We start from the raw sequence: 17,179 nt of genomic DNA on the forward strand, positions 1-17,179 counted from the left end.
AAACTATTGTTTTATTTGCTTTTATTATCACAATCAAGACTGCACACTTAAAATGTGAATTTGATCTGACTTGAGAGCAATAGTCGTTTGCACGCCTGCCGCCAAGGCTAATTTATGCACCAAATGAGTAGGCACATCGGTATTGATGATCGACCCAATACCGACAACAGATGCTATCACCCGTGATGATTCACCCATCACCAGTACAGATTCAATTAATACCTCTAATTTATTTAAGCTTTTACACAAACGACCACTGCTAATGGCGTTAAAGCGAATGCCTTGATTTGGGATCACCCAGCGGATAGATTGGCCGATAGTTAATCGTGGTGAACTGTCGCTGACAATGAGTTCATCACCCAAAGTAAACTTGGTCATGTTGCGTTCAATGTCTTGCTCTACAACTTGACCATCAAAAATATTCCTCAAGCCCATCTGCCTGGCCACCGCTTCGTCATTGGGGTGAGATAACACCTCAAATGGCTTGCCTTGTTGCAACATTTTACCTTGGCTAATCAATATCATCTTATCGGCCAGTAACAACGCCTCATGCATATCATGGGTTACCATGATGACAGGTATAGATAATTGTTGTTTTAAGCGAGCTAACTCAATGTATAAGCGCTCGCGAGTTTCTTTGTCTACGGCAGAAAAGGGTTCATCAAGCAGCAAAATAGTCGGCTCGCGAGCCAGTGCACGAGCCAGCGCGACTCGTTGACGTTGTCCGCCAGACAATTGAGCGGGTAAGCGATCAGGCAAACCTTGCAAGTTGACGCGCTCTAACCAATCTAAAGCACGCGATTTTCGCAATGCTTTGGGGACATGGTCAAGCCCAGAAATGACATTATCTAACGCTGATAAATGCGGAAACAAACCAAAATGCTGCGGCATATAACCAATATGCCGTTGCTGTGGCGTTAACGAAATCGACTGTTGTGCATCAAACCATAGCAGATCACCACAGTGGATTTGTCCCTGTTGAGGTAAGCTCAAACCGGCTATCATTCTTAGCAAGGTGGTTTTACCGCCACCGGAAGGACCAACAACCGCTAATACCTCACCGGCGCGGCAACTAAAATGCGCTTCAAGTGGAATAGGAGAGGTTTGTGAAATATCACATATAAGGTCAGCGCTGCGAGGCACCATAATGCCCTCCTAAACGCTTCGACATACTCGTAGTCAACGCTAAAGCACTCACTGCAAACAAGAGTAATACCAAAGACATCATTCCTGCGGAATCAAAATCAAATGCCTGCACACTGTCATAAATTGCTATCGAGATCGTTTTGGTTTCACCGGCAATATTACCGCCCAGCATTAACACCACACCAAACTCGCCTAGTACATGAGAAAAACACAGCACCACTGCGGTTAATACTCCAGGCCATATCATAGGTAATTCGACTCGAAGAAAAATACGTAATCGACTCATGCCACAGCAGGCCGCAGCATCACGAATATCAATGGGAATGGTTTCAAAAGCACGTTGAATAGGTTGAACCGCAAAAGGGATATTGACGATGATAGAAGCGATCACTAAGCCTGAAAAATGAAACACCAGCTGCTGGCCCGTTAATTGTTCAACCCATTGGCCAATCACGCTCTGATTACCTAACCCTACCAGCAAGTAATAGCCAATAACCGTCGGCGGCAACACTAACGGCACCATGATCAAAGCCTCAAGCCATGACTTACCCTTAAACTGCCGGTACGCCAACCATCGTCCAACCATAATGGCCAACGGAATTAATAATATTACGGTAAAACAACTCAGTTTGACCGACAGCCACAGAGCTTGCCAATCCATTAAGCACCCTTCTTAACAGTAGGTTGCGGTAAATTAAACCCAAATTGAGTTAACACTTCCTGCGCCTCAACTGATTGCATGTATTGATAAAATCGCTCGGTAGTTTCAGATGCATTAGGCATTAATGCCATCTGTTGATTGAGAGGTTGATATAACGAATCAGGGATAACAACATAGTTTCCGCGCTTAGCAAACGCAGGCGTTAGCACCAAGGATAACGGCACTATTCCGCCTTGAGTGGAGCCACTAATGGTAAATTGGGTGGCTTGTGCAGCATTCTCGCCTAAAATCAGGGTGGGCTGCAACATATCCCATAAGCCTTTTGTTTTGAGCACTTCGCGCGCGCGCTCACCATAGGGGGCATGATCGGGATTGGCTATCGCAAAACGAGACAATTTTCCATCATCGATTAATTGCCTTAGCCCAACTAAATTAGCGTCCAAAATTAACGGCGATTTCTTCGGTGCAGCAAGGGCAAGTCGACCAATAGCATAAATAACCCCACTATCTTGGGTATAACCCGCTTGATGTAACTTATCAATATAACTCTCATCAGCACTGAGCATCATTTCAAACGGTGCACCATGCTGAATTTGAGTGACAAAATTACCCGATGACCCATAACTTACCCGCACAGCCAACCCCGTTTTCTGTTGAAAACGTATCGCGATCTCGTCTACAGCAAACTGAATATTGGCCGCGGCGGCAATGGCGGGGGCATCATTGGCCACGCATACTGAACTGAATCCCACCAGTAATATCGCGAGCAACGCCGCGATACCACTGGTATGAAGCCGCTGCAAAAGCCGATAAAAAATCTGAGTAATGGTGTTAATGAAAGACATTGAGGGCTTATCCTTGCTATGTACCAGTAATATGGAAATACTACTTTTGCCACATTTTAGCGGCTTGCTGATCGCTATCATGCGCCTCAACCCACTTACGACCAGTATCACCGGCTTCAAGCTTCCAAAAAGGCGCTTTGGTCTTTAAAAAATCAATTAAAAACTCGCAAGCTGCAAATGCCGCTTTACGATGAGCACTGGTCACACCGATAAACACGATTTGTTCGCCAAGCACCAGAGTACCAACTCGATGAATAATTGTCACTTTGCTTAATGGCCAACGATCGCAAGCTTGTTGGCTAATTTGCATTAATACCGACTCGGTCATCCCAGGATAATGCTCTAGGGTTAAATCGGTTACGGCACTGCCATCATTAAAGTCACGTACTTTACCGACAAAATTGACCACGGCGCCGTCCTGATTATTGCAGGCAAGTAACCCATACTCATCGGCGACACAAAAATCTTCAGTGTGAACACGCACATTAATTTGAGGATTACACTGTTCCATATTATCCCCCTGTAACCGGAGGGAAAAAGGCCACTTCATCGCCGTCTTTAACCGGTGAATCCCACTGACTCATGGTTTGATTAATTGCCACCAGTAATTTGTCTGATGCCAACACTTTGGCCCACTTGTCATCAGTGGCGGCAAGCGCTGCACGTAACGCTTCAGCGGTATCAATATTCTCGGCAGTATGCTCAACTTTAGCGCTGCCTAATAACTCACGAATTTGCGCAAAAAATAACACTTGGATCATAGTGGTTTCTCACTGTCTTTATTCATAACATCTATCGAGGTTTACCCGAGTAATCATTGACCGATTAAGCTTGGAAATGGCCTGATTTACCGCCGCGTTTTTCCAGTAACCTAACTTGAGAAATAATCATGTCTTTTTGTACCGCCTTACACATGTCGTAAATGGTTAATGCGGCGACACATGCCGCCGTTAACGCTTCCATTTCGACACCGGTTTTGCCTGACAATTTACACAAACTGGTAATGCGCACGCGGTTATTCTCAGGCTGAGCTTCAAGCTCAACTTCCACCTTAGTCAGCATCAAGGGATGACATAATGGGATCAAATCAGCCGTTTTTTTAGCCGCTTGAATCCCGGCAATACGTGCGGTCGCAAACACATCACCTTTGTGATGACTGCCATTCATGATCATGGCTAAAGTCTCAGGAGCCATATCAATAAAGGCTTCAGCGCGGGCTTCACGCTCAGTGACCGCTTTTTCAGTCACATCGACCATATGGGCATTGCCATCGGCGTTAATATGGGTAAAACGATTGCTCATACTGTAATTGCCTTAATCAAATTCAATCTCTATCGACTGAGCACCACTATATTGTGCGTCATCCGTCTGTTTAGCTCAATAACCGCTTAACCACCAATAGAAGCAAGGTGCTGAGTCACACCGGTAATACCTTGATGTAAATAATGGGTTTCTTTTTTCTGGGCTAATTGACCGTGTAAACGACTTATTAATTCATCTTGCTGCGAAGGATTTTGCAATAAATCACGCAAATCGACGCCATTTTCAGTAAACAAACATAAATGTAATTTACCTTTTGCAGACACACGTAAGCGGTTACAGCTGGCACAGAAATTCTTAGCGTAAGGCATAATTAGCCCAATACGACCTTGGTAATCTGCATGACTGAAGTTTTGCGCAGGACCATCATCAACACTTGGCAGATCATATAACCAGCCTTGTTGCTCAAGTTGTTTTTTTATGTCCACACCAGCTAGATGATGCGCGTTAAAATAATCGTGACCTAAACCCGTCTCCATTAACTCAATAAAACGTAAATCGATAGGTGTATGTTTAATCCACTGCAAAAAACGTGGTAAATCTCTATCGTTTAAGCCTTTAAGTAACACGGCATTGACTTTAACCCGCTCAAACCCCGCCTCAAGTGCGGCATCAATACCCCGCATCACTTGGTCGAATTTGTTTTCGCCGGTAATTTGATAAAACATTTTAGGATCTAGGCTATCAACAGAGATATTAATACGCCGTAAACCAGCGTCATACCATTCTTTAGCATGTTGCTGTAAACGATAACCATTGGTGGTCATTGCTACGGTATTAATATTAGGATTTGCGGCAACGATCCGCACAATATCTGTGAAGTCTTTGCGCAGAGTGGGCTCACCACCGGTGATTCGAACTTTTTGAGTGCCGACCTCTCCAAAGCCTGCAACGAGATTTTCAATCTCATTAAGCGTTAAAAAGCTAGGCTTGCCATCGGGTTTATACCCATCGGGCAAACAATAAGAACATTTGAAATTACAAACATCAGTAACTGACATCCGCAAATAGTGAAATCTTCGACCAAAGCTGTCTTGTAATTGGGACATGTTAACCTTTCCAAGTGTGGGAGGTGAGTGCATTTCTTTACTCACCCCGGTGGCAAAATTACCACGGCTAACTGCCCATATCATTGACGTAGGGCAAAAAGCTCGGAGAACCGTCAGATCCAATTATAGGCCTAATTGCGGTTTCACAAATACCCCTTTAGGTGAATATCTTAATTTAAAAGACTATAGGGTTATTTTTTTGTGACTCGACTCACGCTGACAAGATTGTGTTTGCTACTGTGACAAAAGCAAATTTTGCGGTAAGGTGAGTAAAGAACAAACGATCGTTTACTTATCATTATATAAAAACAATAAACCCGCGATGAACGGGAAACTTGGAAAGGTGAGAACATGGAACGCGAGTCAATGGAGTTCGACGTAGTAATTGTCGGTGCAGGCCCTGCGGGTTTAGCAACTGCTTGTCGTTTAATGCAAATATCTAAAGATGCCGATAAAGAAATCACCGTTTGCGTGGTAGAAAAAGGCTCTGAGGTTGGCGCACATATTTTATCGGGTGCAGTATTTGAACCCGATGTACTAGACGAATTGTTTAATGATTGGCGTGACTCAGATATCCCGCTAAACACCAAAGTCACACATGACGAAATCTATTTGCTTAATTCAGAAACGCAATCACGCTTAATACCAAATAGCTTAGTGCCTAAAACAATGCACAATGATGGTAATTACATTATTAGTGTTGCTAACTTAGCCCGTTGGTTAGCCAACAGAGCAGAGACCATGGGCGTAGAGATTTTCCCAGGGTTTGCCGCCAGTGAATTGCTATTTAATGCAGATAACAGTGTTAAAGGTATTTTAATCGGTGATATGGGCGTCGGTGAAGACGGTCAACCTAAAGACAGCTATATGCCAGGTATGGAATTACATGCCAAATACACCGTTTTTTCAGAAGGCTGTCGTGGTCATTTGGGTAAACAATTGATCCAAAAATATCATTTAGACAATGGCAAAACGCCGCAGCACTATGGCTTAGGCTTTAAAGAAATTTGGAAGGTCCCTGCCGAGCAACATCAACCGGGTAAAGTGGTTCACACTGGCGGTTGGCCACTGGTGAATGGCTCATCAGGAGGTGGATTTCTCTATCACATGGAAGACAACCAAGTCGCTGTCGGGTTGATAATCGATTTGAATTATAAAAATCCTCATCTCAGTCCATTTGATGAATTTCAACGCTATAAAACTCATCCCGTTATTGCCAAAGCATTAACGGGTGGTGAGCGCTTATCCTATGGTGCAAGGGCCATTGCCAAAGGCGGTTTAAATTCATTGCCTAAAATGAGTTTCCCAGGTGGGTTAATTATTGGCTGTAATGCTGGCACGCTTAACTTTGCCAAAATTAAGGGCACCCATACTGCAATTAAAAGCGGTATTATCGCGGCTAAAACCTTAGGTGAAGGCTTAATTGCAGGTTTAGAAGGTGGTAAAGATCTAGATTGCTTCCAACAACGTTTTGAAGAGAGCTGGCTTCACGAAGAACTATACCAATCGCGTAATTTTGGTCCCGCATTACACAAGTTTGGTACTCTACTGGGTGGCGCTTTTAACTATATCGACCAAAATTGGTTTGGCGGCAAGTTTCCAGTGACCTTTAGAGACACGACGCCAGACTATGCCACAATGGGATTGGCCAGCGATTACACCAAAATTGATTACCCTAAACCTGACGGGAAATTGAGCTTTGATAAGTTATCGTCAGTGTATATGTCGAGCACTTATCACGAAGAAAATCAGCCGTGTCATTTACATCTAAAAGACAAAAGCATCCCTATTTCGGTCAATTTAGCCAAATTTGATGAACCCGCACAACGTTATTGTCCGGCAGGTGTTTATGAAGTCGTTGAAGAAGCCGGTGACAAAAAGTTTGTCATTAACGCTCAAAATTGTATTCATTGTAAAACCTGTGACATTAAAGACCCGAGCCAAAATATTACTTGGGTTACACCAGAAGGCGGCGGCGGGCCAAACTATCCCAATATGTAAGTTAACCAATAGCTAAATTATTGGCACCGTCAAAAAAACGCACACAAAATAGTAGTGCGTTTTTTTTGTTTTATCGACTATCATGCGCCACATAAAATCAGAACAACCTACACAAAAAGACTATTTTGTTTCCGTACTCAAATAGAGAAATAAGTTAACGCAGTGAAATCGACTTGGCGTAAAGCCGGTTATTTCAAACTTAAACGTTATGCTGATATCAAGACTGATTCACGCAGCTAATTGCGAGCCTGTTGCATGTGAACTCAGTACTATTATCGATACATCGACAGTTTAATATGCCTTTATTATTTAACGCTGAAATGACTCAATGCGTTTGCTGACAAAATAACTATCAATTTATTGCCATAATATTCCCATATATCATAAAGATACTCCCAAGAGGCTGTTGTAGATGAATACATTTAATACCCTTACCATTAAGCAAAAAATCTTGCTTACGGTAACGTTCGCTGTACTGCTGTCGACGATGTTAGTCGGACTGCTGAGCCAACGAAGTGCAAAACAAATCGTCGAACAGCGCATGTTAAACTCAGAAATGCCGAGCTTGCTTATGCAAATCCGCAATCAAGTCGACCTCGAAATTAGTGGTTTAATAAATGCTTCGGAACAACTCGCTAATAGCCGAATGTTACTTGGATGGCTTGAAAATGGTCGTCCAGCAGACCAAGAAAGTCTCGTGATTGCACAACTTAATGACGTAAAAGATCAATTCGGCTTGGCTCAAGCGTCTTATGCCGATCGTGAAAGTGCAGCCTATTATACCCAAGACGGGTTTTTACGCGTGTTAACCCCAGAGCAAGACAGCTGGTTTTTTGATTACCGTGATAGCAAACAAGAGCGAATGCTGAGTATCTTTACCGAAGCCAATGGTGAAGTAAAACTATTTATTAGTTACCAACAACCCAATGGTCGTGGGCTTGTTAGTTTAGCCAAATCATTAGATGACATGGTTAATTTACTGGCTTCATTTAAAATAGAAGATAGCGGTTTTGTCTATTTAGTGGATGCCAAGGGTGACGTAAAACTGCATCAAGACACGCGTAAAGTGGGTAAGAGTAAACTTAGCAGCTTGTACCCTAACGCCAATACTAACCAGCTGTTAAACCAAAGAGACTTTAATTTGGTCAAAGCGGAAGTCGATGGCCAGAATATGCTGATCGCCAGCAGCTACATTGAATCAATGGACTGGTACTTAGTTGCTCAAGTGCCTGAAGCGGAAGTCTTTGCCTTGCTACAAGAGTCTGCGTATCAAATTTTACTGTGGACAATACTTATCGCAGCGGTGTTTATTGCGATTTCGATTGTCGTTGCCGGTTCGGTCAGTCGTCCGATTGCCCATATTGCCGAGCTATTTCGTAACATTGGTGAAGGTGAAGGTGATTTACGCCAACGACTCCCTGTTACTGGAGATGACGAAATAGCCCAGCTTGCCCGTGGTTTTAATAGTTTTATCAGCAAAATTCAAGATACGGTAGTCGAAGTGGCCAAAACCAGCGAGCAGCTAGGTTTATCGGCAGTTGATGTATCAAACCAAGCCCATCAAACGTTAGATGATAGCCAATTACAAAAAGACCGCACCATCATGGTTGTCACCGCAATTAACGAAATGGGTGCTACGGTTAATGAAATTGCGACCAATGCAGCTCAAGCAGCGGTTACCGCTCGAGATGCTGATACCGAATCGATTGATGGTCAAAAAGTGGTCACTCGTGCACGTTCAACTATTAATCAATTATCTAAAGATGTTGAACAAGTCGGTGAAGTGATTGAGTCGTTAGCAACGCACACTAAGTCAATTGGCAGCATTTTAGATGTTATTCGTGCCATATCAGAGCAAACTAACTTACTTGCACTTAACGCGGCGATTGAAGCCGCTCGCGCAGGCGAAGCCGGACGAGGCTTTGCTGTTGTTGCAGATGAAGTGCGTAACTTGGCTTCTCGAACGGCTGCATCGACCAACGAAGTGCAAACCATGATTGATAAGCTTCAATCAGAAACCAGTCGTGCCGTTAATGCGATGGAGCAATCTCGTAGCCGCTCACTCGAAGGTGTTACAGCTGTTGATGAGGCAAGTCATTCGTTAAGTGGTATTAGTCAACGTATTGCGCTGATTAGCGATATGAACATTCAAGTTGCTGCCGCGACAGAAGAACAATCAACCGTAGTTGAAGACATCAATCGCAATGTGACTGAAATCAACGATATTACTCAACGTACAGCAGATACTGCTCATGCGGCTGCGCATGCAAGCAAATCATTGAATCAGTTAGCCACTCGTCTTGATACCCTAGTGGCGCGCTTTAAAGTGTAATGCGTTAATCAATAGCCATAAAAAAACGCCACTCATTTGAGTGGCGTTTTTAAAGCTTATGATTATTGGCCATCACTTTATGTTTATAGTACGGGTTACTTCAGAAACCGAATCGTGAGCGGATATTGGTAAGCGATGCCATCGCTAGCTTTCACCATCGCGATAATGGTACAAATAATATCAAGCAATGCCAACGCCGCTAACAGTAATACTCCCACGCCAATCAAAATCAATATTGCTGATACCAGGGCATAAACCATTAAGCTCAATTTAAAATTAAGACAATTCTTTCCGCATTGGTTGGCAAACTCAAATTCATCACGTTTCATTAACCAGACAATTAAAGGTCCTAGAACACTGCCCAAAGGAAAAACATACCCCACAAAACTGGCTGCATGGATCAATAAACCCATATCTCTCGCTTGCTTGCTAACTTCGCTTATCGGTTCGGCCATTTGATATTCCTTATCATTTTTTTATTATATTGTTATTCTCTAACTCGCTTTGCCATATAAGCGCATTGCCCAATCTTCTATGCTTTGCTGATCAAGTCTGCGCTGCAATGAATTAACCCAACTTTGCGCTAAACCGTCACATTCAAGCAGCAGCTGATATTGCGCAGCATCAAATTCAGCTAAAAAATAAATCTGCATGGCTTTAGCCACGCTAATATCCGTTTTCCTCTCCAGCAATACAATACTATCACTAGAACGAATATCGCCTTCAGACAGCACCCGATAAAACCAACCGCACATGCGACTTTCTTGCATGGCTAAGGCAAATTTAGGCTGACCAAACTGTAAATTGAGTTTAAAACAAGGCGAGCGAGGCTGAGTGACTTGTAAGGTAACATCGCCAATTTGGACAATGTCGCCGATATTAACCTGTGCTTCATTAAGGCCAACTGTACTGATGTTTTCGCCCATTGAAGGTGCATCACCAAAGGTTGGCATTAAATCCCAGCGCCGGTATTGGCCATAATGTTCACGCGGAAAATGATGTAGCACTCTGTCGAGACCACCGTGATGTTTAGGGTCGGCCTCACGATTGCCTACTACCCGGTCAAACTGCACGGTCAAAAGCTTAACGGCATGTTTTTGATTAATACAACTGGCAACTCCGTTATGCATTTGCACTTGGTCACCTAAATACAGCCCAGAAATACACTTTACCAATCGCTCACTCATCCAGCATGTCCTTGCTTAAGTATGATTACACAGTGCCAATATACCCAATTTTCAGACAAAAAAAAGCCTTACTGTAGAAGAGTAAGGCCATCAATAAAATGGGAGATAATATAGCAAAAATAATAGCTAAAAATGGTCTGAACCATTGGATGCTATAAAAGTTGTTTAGACGGGCTCATCATAAAGGCCAACAATGACACTAAAATGACAAACCAATACTATTTTAGTTATCCGCATATACTTAGCAATGCGCAGCGTTCGCCTGCAAACCTTAACTTAACCCAAGTTGACCTTAGGCTAGATACTGTTTCAGTGCCTCGCCTGGAATTGAGCTTTTGGTTGCAACAGCAAACGATGCCCACAAAGCTCCTTCATGCATTGCATCGGTAATCGACATCTGCTGACATAAGCCATGGGTCACCCCAGAGGCATAGGCATCGCCAGCACCAGTAGTGTCGACCACATCGGCTGTAACGGCTGGAACATGTTGTTTGCCATCCGCGCTATACACCATCGCCCCTTGGTCGCCATCGGTAACAATAAAATATTCTAATGCATCGCCGGCAATTGCTTGCGCAAACAACCATGGATCTTGGTTGCAACGACCTTGCATATCGGTAATCGATGCGATCAGCACATGACAAGGACGGTTGCGCTCATCTTTTGCCAGTTGAGATATCACTTTGCAGTTAGGATTAGACGCAATAGCATTTGCCGCCCAAGCGCCGGCACCTTTTGCTGAGGAGTTAATATAAAAAGCATCCCAATGTTGCCAGTCGGGTGGCGCGGGAAGTTCAAAAATAGGTCGCTGTGGTCGAATAATGGTCCGTTCACCATCGGGTGTCATCACCAGTAACATTTCACAAGTATTGCCACTAAAGCGGTGCACCAAACGACAATCGAGCCCTAAGGTGCTGGCCTTAGCTAAAATCCAGTCACCTATGTCGTCACTACCGACCTCACTCACCAGAGACACCTTGTGTTGAGCCCACACTAAGCCCAATCCGGTATTCGCACCACCACCGCCTAAACGTAATCCGCCATCTTGATAATGAAAACGGCCACCGGTTTTTAGTGGCTTATCAAGCACTAGAATGCGATCACAATTGATATTGGCAAGTAAAAGAATATTGGCCATGCAACTCACCTAAAAAAGCGTCGATAAAAAGAACCTTGAGTATAACAAAAAGGCCGTGATTAACACGGCCTTTGGTTATCTCGATGATCTCAATACGGGTTAAGAGATGGGATTATTAAACTAACATAAAAATATTTAAGCTAATTTTATATCAAACTTGCTATTTTTTTTGCTAACAAGGCGTATTCACGCGTGAATAGCAGCATCAATAGCGGGTCTATTGCAAGTCAATACAACGCAGATAACAAGGCAAATGGTACTTTGATAAGCGTTGATTATCCCGAACTGAGATTACATATCACCAGTGGCAAGTGGTTGACGCAATTGGGCACGCACATTGTCCATGCCGGAGTAAAACTCCTTCATCATCAATAGCCCCAACATTTTGCCATTATCGGTCACAATCAGTTCATCTGGGTTAACTGGGTCATTTTTAAGTGCCCCCATCGCTTTCATTGAGGCCATTTCTTTAAACAAGGCGGTGTCTAAATTAACGTTGAAAGTATCGCGAAAATATTTACGTGATAAACGCCCAGAAAACATACCCAGCAAAAAGCGATATTGCATGACTTCTTTTAGCTGGTATTTTTTCTGTTGCTCAACCGCCATACGGCCTTCGGCAATACGTTGTTGATATTTTTTCAGCGAAAATGTATTCACGTATAGCGTGTCATTTAAAAAACTAAATGAACCAGAACCTACACCGAGATACTCATCATAATCAATAACGTACTCATCAAAGCCTTCGTTATTAGTTTTACCAAATGCCCAAGCCGATAACTGTGTGTATTGCCCCGTCAAGTGGTTTAAAATCTGTCGGTACTGATTGACCATTTCACCTTGGGGTGCAGCTAGCTGGTTCTTAACGCTTTTACGGGTTTGGTGAGTGATCATTAGCGGATAGGTAGTAATTTGGCGTGGGTCGAGTTTTGAGGCAATTTCAAGATCTGACTGGATAATTTCATCCGTTTGACCACGAAAACCAAAAATTAAATCCACATTGATAATAGGAAACAGCTCTTTGGCCGCCATAATATTGTCAAAGGTTTGTTGGCCAGAACCAAACTTGTCTAAGCGATCGGTCATTTTTAAAATGCCATCATCAAAGCTTTGTACCCCAATCGACATTCTGTCGACCAGTCCTTTTAATTGCTTAAATTCAGGGTTGGCCAAATGCTGCGGATCAGACTCACATGACACTTCTTTAATGCCCGGGAACAAGTTTTTTGCATGTTCGATGGTGCGGGCTAATTCATCTTCAAGCACTGTGGTGGTGCCACCGCCAATGTACATAGATTCAAACTCATAGCCTAAATCTTTGGCCATTTGCATTTCTTTACGCAGCGCAACAAAGTATTCGCGCGCTTTATCTTCGCGGAATAAAAACCGGTGAAAGGTACAAAACGAACACAAAGTATGGCAAAACGGAATGTGCGCATACAACATGTATTTTTTGCCTTCGATGGGCTTAGGCATGCGGTCAGTAGAAATGGTGTCGAGGCGCAGGTTTTTATCAACATAAAACTGCATGACCCGCTCCATAGAGCTGATCATCCAATTGGGTACGGTAATATTAGATTGATAAGGTTTAATCAACTCCTGGCTGGCTGATTGAATAATTGGAGACATAAAAAATCCTAACTGAATGAGCCCTGAGAGCAAAACCATTGATAAAAAGCGCTAAATAAAATACGCATACCCTAAGCAGGAAAACAAAATATCACTTTAGAGATAGCTAAAATGTGAACTAGCTAATAGATATGCAAACTAACATGGTTATTGGCGCACATTTGTTAAGCAGGTCATGTTTTAGGTATTGCTTATTGAGTTACTGATGAGGGGCTAATGCTGCGGCTAAAACCAGAAAATAGAACAAAGCAAGCTGAACCTACAACCAAAGTCGGACGCGCATATCAACAGCAGAAGAAATCTTAGTTGATAACTTTTTGATAATCATGAGCATTAAGTAGCAAGCAATTTAAATGAAATCATAAACAAGGTTTGCTGATTAGGATACACAGTTTGGATCAGTTGCTTTAACTCAACTAATGGCAGGCTTTCTTGACTAGCATGAAACTCATTAATGTCATCAAATGCTAATGGCTCAACGGCCAAAATAATGATGTCACACACCTTGGTATGGCTTTCAAGAGTAAACACCTGCACTTGACTGCCCGGCTGGTAATGGTTTTCGCTGCCATCACGGATAGTAATCGTCTTCCGCCCTGATGCAACTAACGGCGTTAAAAACTCAAAAAAGGTCATTTCCGTGGGTACTGTCATCATTAGGTGGCCTTAACTAAAAACATAACGTACCCACTCGGGGCACATGACTTACTCGGAAGGGGAATAGCCATTATAACCTCCCGCACTCGCCTGGGCTTTGATCAAAGTAGCGTTTAAACTCGCGGCTAAATTGGGCCGTGCTTTCGTACCCCACCTGAGTTGATACCTCTTTAACCTTCAAATTCTGCACTTGTAATAACGCTTTGGCTTTATTCAGGCGGATCTTCTTTAAGTATTGTATCGGTGATGAGGCGGTGACCTCTTTAAAGCAACGATGAAACGCCGACGGACTCATATTGACCAAACGAGCTAAAGTGTCTACTTCAACCGACTCACCATAATGTTTATGAATGTAGCTAAGGGCTTTTTCGACCCTCGATAAACGAGTGTGGCTAAGCGACAACGCATAAAGCGGTGCGGCATTGGGCGAGTCTAATAAACGATACAATAACTCAAGCACTAACGCCTCACCCATTACTTTGGCTTCTAATGGCGACTGTAACGCCTGTAATAGCCGAATAACGCTGCAATCCATGTCTTCAGTGTTATCAGCAACAAAAAAGCCACTCTGGCGCGATTCGTTTAAATCTTTAGGGATCTGATGATGCTCATCCATCAGTCGGATAATGTAATTAAGCTGCACTAAATCGATATCAACCATCAATACTAATACAGGCTCTTCAATACTGGCAAACGTTTCACACTCTACCGGCAGTGGCACCGTCATCACTAATGAGTGCTGGCGGTCGTAATCGAAGCTTTGGTTGTCTAAGTAAACCCGTTTTTTACCTTGGCCGACAATAAGCACGCCTTGTGAATAGCACATGGGTCCGCGCGCGCCATACCGTGAGCTACGAAACACATGCACACCGGATAAATGGGTATGATTAACCCCTTCAGTTGGGGCAAGTTGTGCCATTAATTTTGCTGCTTCACTCATACCTTCCCCTTAGAAAAACCTTCATACCAATACTATCAAAAAAGCAGTAAAAGGTATCAAATTAACCAAAAAACCACCTTATTTAAACAATATAGATAGGAATAGGCATGAACTCGATAGCTCTGTGTCTGTTTATTTTGACTCAATCAGCTATCATAATCACATAATTTATCCTTGTTGTTGTGTATATAAAACTTTTCCATAAATGACTTATGCATCAACAATCAGCCAACTCTTTGTTTCACCGCTCAACCAAAAGGCGTCCATTATGCTCAATTTTGATTATCGTAACCCTACTCATGTTGTTTTCGGCAAAGACCGTATCGCAGAGTTAGACCAACTTGTTCCAGCCAATGCACGAGTATTAATCACTTACGGTGGCGGCAGCGTGCAACGTTTCGGCACACTCGATAAAGTCAAAGCCGCATTAGGTGACCGCATTGTATTTGAGTTTGGCGGCATTGAGGCAAACCCGACATACGAGACCCTAATAAAAGCCGTTGACGTTGCCCGTAAAGAAAACATCGACTTCTTACTGGCTGTCGGTGGTGGTTCGGTTATGGACGGCACCAAATTTATCGCCCTAGCGACTCAGTTTGACGGTGACACAGCAAGTTTATTACATCACGGATTTACACCGGTTCCAGTGGCTAATGACAACGTCATCCCACTTGGCGTTATTGCTACCCTGCCGGCTACGGGTTCAGAAATGAACGCCTTTGCAGTAGTAAGCTATCAAGGCGGTAAGTACCCAGTAAACCACCCATGTGCTTACCCGACGTTTGCTATGCTTGACCCGGAATTAACTTTCAGCTTGCCAAAAATTCAAGTGGCAAACGGTGTTGTCGATGCGTTTGTGCATGTGCTTGAGCAATATGCGACTTACCCCGTTGATGCCCGCGTACAAGACCGCATGGCAGAAGGCATTATGCGCACCCTTATTGAAATTGGTCCTATTACCGTTGAAGAGCCAACTAACTACGATGCCCGCGCTAACTTAATGTGGAGTGCTACATCTGCTCTAAACGGCATGATAGGTACAGGCGTGCCATTAGATTGGTCTACTCACATGATCGGCCACGAGCTAACCGCGTTGTTTCACATCGACCATGCACAAACGTTAGCCGTTGTATTGCCATCACTATGGCGCGTGTTAAAAGATCAAAAACACGCCAAACTGCTGCAATACGCAGCACGCGTTTGGGATATCACTGAAGGTGATGAAGCTAGCCGAGTGGATCAAGCCATTGACAAAACAGAAGCTTTCTTCCAGCAAGTGGGTTTACCAACCCGTTTACGCGATCACGGTGTAACCCAAGATCAAATCAGCCTAGTGATTAATGCATTAGAAGCTCATGGCATGACCGCATTATCTGAAAGCGGCCAAGTCGATTTAGCCACCAGCCGTAAGATTTTAGACATGGCGTGGTAATAACGCTTACAGCCTAAGCGATCAACCCATTCATCGCTTAGGCTTGAGCGGCTATATCCAAGACTATGACTAACATTAAACAAAAAGGGCTTAACAATGACTATCATTGTTAAGCCCTTTTTGTTGTGCCTAAAAACGCTGCGCATTAGCATCATTAGCTAGAAATGGGCACCGTCGGCTCGAAAAGTGGAGAAAAAAGTGGAGAAAAAAGTGAATAAAAACACAAAAATTCGGCTACGCAATGTCTATGTTATTGGTTGCGTACTAACGCTAATACTAATGCGGAGTAACGCTTGAGAATAAGTTCATTACTACAACACCCGCTAAAATTAACGTCATTCCCACTAGCGCACCTAAATCTAATTTTTGCCCATACATCACCCAAGCGATCACCGTAATGAGCACAATACCCAATCCAGCCCAAGTCGCATAAGCAATACCAACAGGAATAGTTTTTAGCGCCAAAGATAGAAAATAAAAAGATAATACGTACCCCACAATAACCACGATTGAAGGCATTATTCTTGAAAATCCATCGCTTGCTTTAAGTGCAGAAGTTGCCACAACTTCAGTTAAAATGGCCACACTTAAAAATATCCAACTTTTCATTTTTACTTTCTACGCAGACAAAACAGCCGCGCAGTATAAAGACTAAATAATAAAAAAAACAGCCTAGCATGTTATCTCTATGCCTGATCATCTGTACATTCAGTCATCATATAATACCTTACGAAACCGCTCTACTCTCTAATTAATAACATAGCGTTTTTGACTCTTCACACAAAAAATATAGAATTCGTTTCTCGATGAATTAAGCTTTAATCTATTAAATGTAAACAATA

17 protein-coding genes and 1 riboswitch are annotated in these 17,179 nt (G+C 43.1%); of the genes, 3 read left to right on the forward strand and 14 right to left on the reverse strand.

The genetic code is table 11. From position 1 onward, the window contains the following. Positions 1-33: 33 nt before the first annotated feature. From AAEY93_RS14385 to moaA, 7 genes are all read right to left on the reverse strand, one after another. Positions 34-1,146 carry an ABC transporter ATP-binding protein gene (locus tag AAEY93_RS14385; protein WP_124012984.1) on the reverse strand — a complete coding sequence of 371 codons (1,113 nt, stop codon included), beginning with the start codon at positions 1,144-1,146 and terminating at the stop codon, positions 34-36. Continuing rightward, a complete protein-coding gene (modB, locus tag AAEY93_RS14390) occupies positions 1,127-1,807 on the reverse strand; it encodes a molybdate ABC transporter permease subunit (RefSeq protein WP_101033608.1) in 681 nt (226 codons plus the stop codon). The genes AAEY93_RS14385 and modB overlap by 20 nt, the downstream gene beginning before the upstream one ends. Continuing rightward, complete coding sequence (modA, locus tag AAEY93_RS14395; protein ID WP_351077796.1) at positions 1,807-2,652, reverse strand: molybdate ABC transporter substrate-binding protein; 846 nt, start codon at positions 2,650-2,652, stop codon at positions 1,807-1,809. Before modA ends, modB begins: the two co-directional genes overlap by 1 nt. A gap of 40 nt (positions 2,653-2,692) precedes the next feature. Continuing rightward, positions 2,693-3,163, reverse strand: a complete 471-nt coding sequence (moaE, locus tag AAEY93_RS14400; protein ID WP_124012982.1) for a molybdopterin synthase catalytic subunit MoaE — start codon at positions 3,161-3,163, stop codon at positions 2,693-2,695. A 1-nt stretch (position 3,164) separates the two neighbouring features. Continuing rightward, complete coding sequence (gene moaD, locus AAEY93_RS14405; RefSeq protein ID WP_101033602.1) at positions 3,165-3,413, reverse strand: molybdopterin synthase sulfur carrier subunit; 249 nt, start codon at positions 3,411-3,413, stop codon at positions 3,165-3,167. Between the two features lie 64 nt (positions 3,414-3,477). Continuing rightward, positions 3,478-3,954 (reverse strand): cyclic pyranopterin monophosphate synthase MoaC, encoded by a 477-nt coding sequence (gene moaC, locus AAEY93_RS14410; protein ID WP_124012981.1) that lies wholly within the window; start codon positions 3,952-3,954, stop codon positions 3,478-3,480. Positions 3,955-4,040: 86 nt separating this feature from the next. After that, on the reverse strand, positions 4,041-5,021 hold the full coding sequence (gene moaA / locus AAEY93_RS14415) for a GTP 3',8-cyclase MoaA (protein ID WP_101033598.1): 981 nt from the start codon (positions 5,019-5,021) through the stop codon (positions 4,041-4,043). Beyond that, positions 5,009-5,141, reverse strand: a riboswitch (molybdenum cofactor riboswitch). Its footprint overlaps the gene before it by 13 nt. Positions 5,142-5,372: 231 nt before the next feature. Here moaA and AAEY93_RS14420 point away from each other — a divergent pair. Next, a complete protein-coding gene (locus tag AAEY93_RS14420; protein ID WP_124012980.1) occupies positions 5,373-7,022 on the forward strand; it encodes an electron transfer flavoprotein-ubiquinone oxidoreductase in 1,650 nt (549 codons plus the stop codon). A 412-nt stretch (positions 7,023-7,434) separates the two neighbouring features. Beyond that, the gene (locus AAEY93_RS14425) at positions 7,435-9,354 is read left to right on the forward strand and encodes a methyl-accepting chemotaxis protein (RefSeq protein ID WP_124012979.1); all 1,920 of its coding nucleotides are present in this window, start codon (positions 7,435-7,437) and stop codon (positions 9,352-9,354) included. 95 nt (positions 9,355-9,449) lie between these two features. On the opposite strand, the gene AAEY93_RS14430 is transcribed toward AAEY93_RS14425, so the two are convergent. The 6 genes from AAEY93_RS14430 to AAEY93_RS14455 form a co-directional block, all read right to left on the reverse strand. After that, entirely contained in the window at positions 9,450-9,809 is a 360-nt protein-coding gene (locus AAEY93_RS14430; protein WP_124012978.1) for a DUF4870 domain-containing protein, read from the reverse strand. A 39-nt stretch (positions 9,810-9,848) separates the two neighbouring features. Continuing rightward, entirely contained in the window at positions 9,849-10,541 is a 693-nt protein-coding gene (locus tag AAEY93_RS14435) for an MOSC domain-containing protein (protein WP_101033590.1), read from the reverse strand. A 292-nt stretch (positions 10,542-10,833) separates the two neighbouring features. After that, positions 10,834-11,679, reverse strand: a complete 846-nt coding sequence (locus tag AAEY93_RS14440) for a PfkB family carbohydrate kinase (protein WP_101033588.1) — start codon at positions 11,677-11,679, stop codon at positions 10,834-10,836. Positions 11,680-11,970: 291 nt separating this feature from the next. Beyond that, entirely contained in the window at positions 11,971-13,308 is a 1,338-nt protein-coding gene (locus tag AAEY93_RS14445) for a coproporphyrinogen III oxidase family protein (protein WP_101033586.1), read from the reverse strand. A 333-nt stretch (positions 13,309-13,641) separates the two neighbouring features. After that, positions 13,642-13,965, reverse strand: a complete 324-nt coding sequence (gene yqfB, locus AAEY93_RS14450) for a N(4)-acetylcytidine aminohydrolase (protein ID WP_101033584.1) — start codon at positions 13,963-13,965, stop codon at positions 13,642-13,644. A gap of 70 nt (positions 13,966-14,035) precedes the next feature. Then, complete coding sequence (locus tag AAEY93_RS14455; protein WP_101033582.1) at positions 14,036-14,905, reverse strand: AraC family transcriptional regulator; 870 nt, start codon at positions 14,903-14,905, stop codon at positions 14,036-14,038. 268 nt (positions 14,906-15,173) lie between these two features. Here AAEY93_RS14455 and AAEY93_RS14460 point away from each other — a divergent pair, with 268 nt between their 5' ends. Beyond that, positions 15,174-16,337: an iron-containing alcohol dehydrogenase gene (locus tag AAEY93_RS14460; protein WP_351077806.1), complete on the forward strand. Its 1,164-nt coding sequence runs from the start codon at positions 15,174-15,176 to the stop codon at positions 16,335-16,337. A 276-nt stretch (positions 16,338-16,613) separates the two neighbouring features. Here AAEY93_RS14460 and AAEY93_RS14465 read toward each other — a convergent pair whose 3' ends face one another. Beyond that, positions 16,614-16,946, reverse strand: a complete 333-nt coding sequence (locus AAEY93_RS14465; RefSeq protein WP_101033577.1) for a DMT family transporter — start codon at positions 16,944-16,946, stop codon at positions 16,614-16,616. Positions 16,947-17,179 lie beyond the last annotated feature (233 nt).

The organism is Shewanella sp. CAL98-MNA-CIBAN-0140 (assembly GCF_040309905.1).
GTDB classification, from domain to species: Bacteria; Pseudomonadota; Gammaproteobacteria; order Enterobacterales; family Shewanellaceae; genus Shewanella; species Shewanella psychromarinicola.

What these genes read in the sequence shown, in the direction of transcription:
- AAEY93_RS14420 (WP_124012980.1), top strand. Translation starts at nt 5,373, where the DNA reads ATGGAACGCGAGTCAATGGAGTTCGACGTAGTAATTGTCGGTGCAGGC.
- AAEY93_RS14425 (WP_124012979.1), top strand. Translation starts at nt 7,435, where the DNA reads ATGAATACATTTAATACCCTTACCATTAAGCAAAAAATCTTGCTTACG.
- AAEY93_RS14385 (WP_124012984.1), bottom strand. Translation starts at nt 1,146, where the DNA reads ATGGTGCCTCGCAGCGCTGACCTTATATGTGATATTTCACAAACCTCT.
- moaC (WP_124012981.1), bottom strand. Translation starts at nt 3,954, where the DNA reads ATGAGCAATCGTTTTACCCATATTAACGCCGATGGCAATGCCCATATG.
- AAEY93_RS14465 (WP_101033577.1), bottom strand. Translation starts at nt 16,946, where the DNA reads ATGAAAAGTTGGATATTTTTAAGTGTGGCCATTTTAACTGAAGTTGTG.
- modA (WP_351077796.1), bottom strand. Translation starts at nt 2,652, where the DNA reads ATGTCTTTCATTAACACCATTACTCAGATTTTTTATCGGCTTTTGCAG.
- AAEY93_RS14445 (WP_101033586.1), bottom strand. Translation starts at nt 13,308, where the DNA reads ATGTCTCCAATTATTCAATCAGCCAGCCAGGAGTTGATTAAACCTTAT.
- modB (WP_101033608.1), bottom strand. Translation starts at nt 1,807, where the DNA reads ATGGATTGGCAAGCTCTGTGGCTGTCGGTCAAACTGAGTTGTTTTACC.
- AAEY93_RS14440 (WP_101033588.1), bottom strand. Translation starts at nt 11,679, where the DNA reads ATGGCCAATATTCTTTTACTTGCCAATATCAATTGTGATCGCATTCTA.
- moaD (WP_101033602.1), bottom strand. Translation starts at nt 3,413, where the DNA reads ATGATCCAAGTGTTATTTTTTGCGCAAATTCGTGAGTTATTAGGCAGC.
- AAEY93_RS14430 (WP_124012978.1), bottom strand. Translation starts at nt 9,809, where the DNA reads ATGGCCGAACCGATAAGCGAAGTTAGCAAGCAAGCGAGAGATATGGGT.
- AAEY93_RS14460 (WP_351077806.1), top strand. Translation starts at nt 15,174, where the DNA reads ATGCTCAATTTTGATTATCGTAACCCTACTCATGTTGTTTTCGGCAAA.
- AAEY93_RS14455 (WP_101033582.1), bottom strand. Translation starts at nt 14,905, where the DNA reads ATGAGTGAAGCAGCAAAATTAATGGCACAACTTGCCCCAACTGAAGGG.
- moaA (WP_101033598.1), bottom strand. Translation starts at nt 5,021, where the DNA reads ATGTCCCAATTACAAGACAGCTTTGGTCGAAGATTTCACTATTTGCGG.
- yqfB (WP_101033584.1), bottom strand. Translation starts at nt 13,965, where the DNA reads ATGATGACAGTACCCACGGAAATGACCTTTTTTGAGTTTTTAACGCCG.
- AAEY93_RS14435 (WP_101033590.1), bottom strand. Translation starts at nt 10,541, where the DNA reads ATGAGTGAGCGATTGGTAAAGTGTATTTCTGGGCTGTATTTAGGTGAC.
- moaE (WP_124012982.1), bottom strand. Translation starts at nt 3,163, where the DNA reads ATGGAACAGTGTAATCCTCAAATTAATGTGCGTGTTCACACTGAAGAT.